This window comes from Streptomyces sp. URMC 124 (assembly GCF_051386455.1).
Classification (GTDB): Bacteria; Actinomycetota; Actinomycetes; order Streptomycetales; family Streptomycetaceae; genus Streptomyces.
In genome coordinates, this window is sequence record NZ_JBPQTS010000319.1 from 1 (window position 1) to 1,776 (window position 1,776).

The window sequence follows — 1,776 nt, forward strand, 5'->3', positions numbered from 1 at the left end:
AGAGACACCCACAGACCCCTACCCACCCAGCCACCCCTCCGGAGGAGACACCGTGGAGCGAGAGCGAGACGCCCTCATCGCCCAGGCCAAGTCCTGGCTCGCCGAGGACCCCGACCCCGACACCCGCGAGGAGCTCGCCCGGCTCATCGACGCCGGGGACACCGCCGAGATCGCCGCCCGCTTCGCCGGCACCCTCCAGTTCGGCACCGCCGGCCTCCGCGGCGAGCTCGGCGCCGGGCCGATGCGCATGAACCGCTCCGTCGTCATCCGCGCCGCCGCGGGCCTCGCCGCGTACCTGAAGAAGCAGGGCCACACCGGCGGCACCGTCGTCATCGGCTACGACGCCCGCTACAAGAGCGCCGACTTCGCCCTCGACACGGCGGCCGTCATGGTGGGCGCCGGCCTGAAGGCCGCGCTCCTCCCCAAGCCCCTTCCGACCCCCGTCCTGGCCTTCGCGATCCGCCACCTCGGCGCGGTCGCCGGCATCGAGGTCACGGCGAGCCACAACCCGCCGCGCGACAACGGCTACAAGGTCTACCTGGGCGACGGCTCGCAGATCGTGCCGCCCGCCGACGCCGAGATCGCCGCCGAGATCGCCGCCATCCGGACCCTGGACGACGTCCCCCGCCCCTCCGCCGGCTGGGAGACCCTGCGCTACGAGAACATCGTGGGCGCCTACCTGGAGCGCACGGACGCCGTCCTGACCGGCGGCTCCGCCCGCGACGTGCGCGTCGTCTACACGCCGATGCACGGCGTCGGCCGCGACGTCCTGACGGCCGCCTTCGAGCGCGCGGGCTTCCCCGCCCCGACCGTGGTCGCGGCCCAGGCCGAGCCGGACCCGGACTTCCCGACGGTGGTCTTCCCCAACCCGGAGGAGCCGGGCGCCATGGACCTGGCGTTCGCGACCGCCCGCGAGGCCCAGCCGGACATCATCATCGCCAACGACCCGGACGCGGACCGCTGCGCCGTCGCGGTGCCCGACGCGGACAGCGTCGAGGGCTGGCGCATGCTGCGCGGCGACGAGGTCGGCGCGCTGCTCGCCACGCACCTGGTGCACAAGAGCGCCCGCGGCACGTTCACGACGACGATCGTCTCGTCGTCGCTCCTGTCCCGCATCGCCGCCGCGAGCACCGGCACGCCGTACACGGAGACGCTGACCGGCTTCAAGTGGCTGGCCCGCGTCGACGGCCTGCGCTACGCCTACGAGGAGGCGCTCGGCTACTGCGTCGACCCCGAGGGCGTCCGCGACAAGGACGGCATCACGGCGGCCCTGCTGGTCGCCGAGCTGGCGGCGGAGCTCAAGGAGACCGGCCGGACCCTGACCGACCTCCTGGACGACCTGGCGGTCGAGCACGGCCTGCACGCCACGGACCAGCTGTCGGTGCGCGTCCAGGACCTCTCCCTGATCGCGGACGCGATGCGCCGCCTGCGCGAGCAGCCGCCGACGGTTCTGGCGGGCCTGCACATCACGTCCGCCGAGGACCTGGCGAAGGGCACGGAGTCGCTGCCGCCGACGGACGGCCTGCGCTACCACCTCGCCGGTGACGAGTCGGGGACCGTCTCCGCCGCGCGGGTGATCGTGCGCCCGAGCGGCACGGAGCCGAAGATCAAGTGCTACCTGGAGGTCGTGGTCCCGGTCGCGGACGCGGCCGCCCTGACGGGGGCGCGCGCCAAGGCCGCGGAGGTCCTGGCCGAGATCAAGGCCGACCTCGCCAAGGCCGCGGGCATCTGAACCGGTTGAGCCCGTGAAAAAAAGGGGGGCGGGGGGGGGGGGGC

The 1,776-nt window shown here is 74.0% G+C and carries 1 protein-coding gene; it reads left to right on the top strand.

From position 1 onward, the window contains the following. Positions 1-52: 52 nt before the first annotated feature. Positions 53-1,732, top strand: coding sequence for a phospho-sugar mutase (locus tag ACSNOG_RS32655; protein ID WP_436756320.1), 1,680 nt, complete (start codon positions 53-55; stop codon positions 1,730-1,732). Positions 1,733-1,776 lie beyond the last annotated feature (44 nt).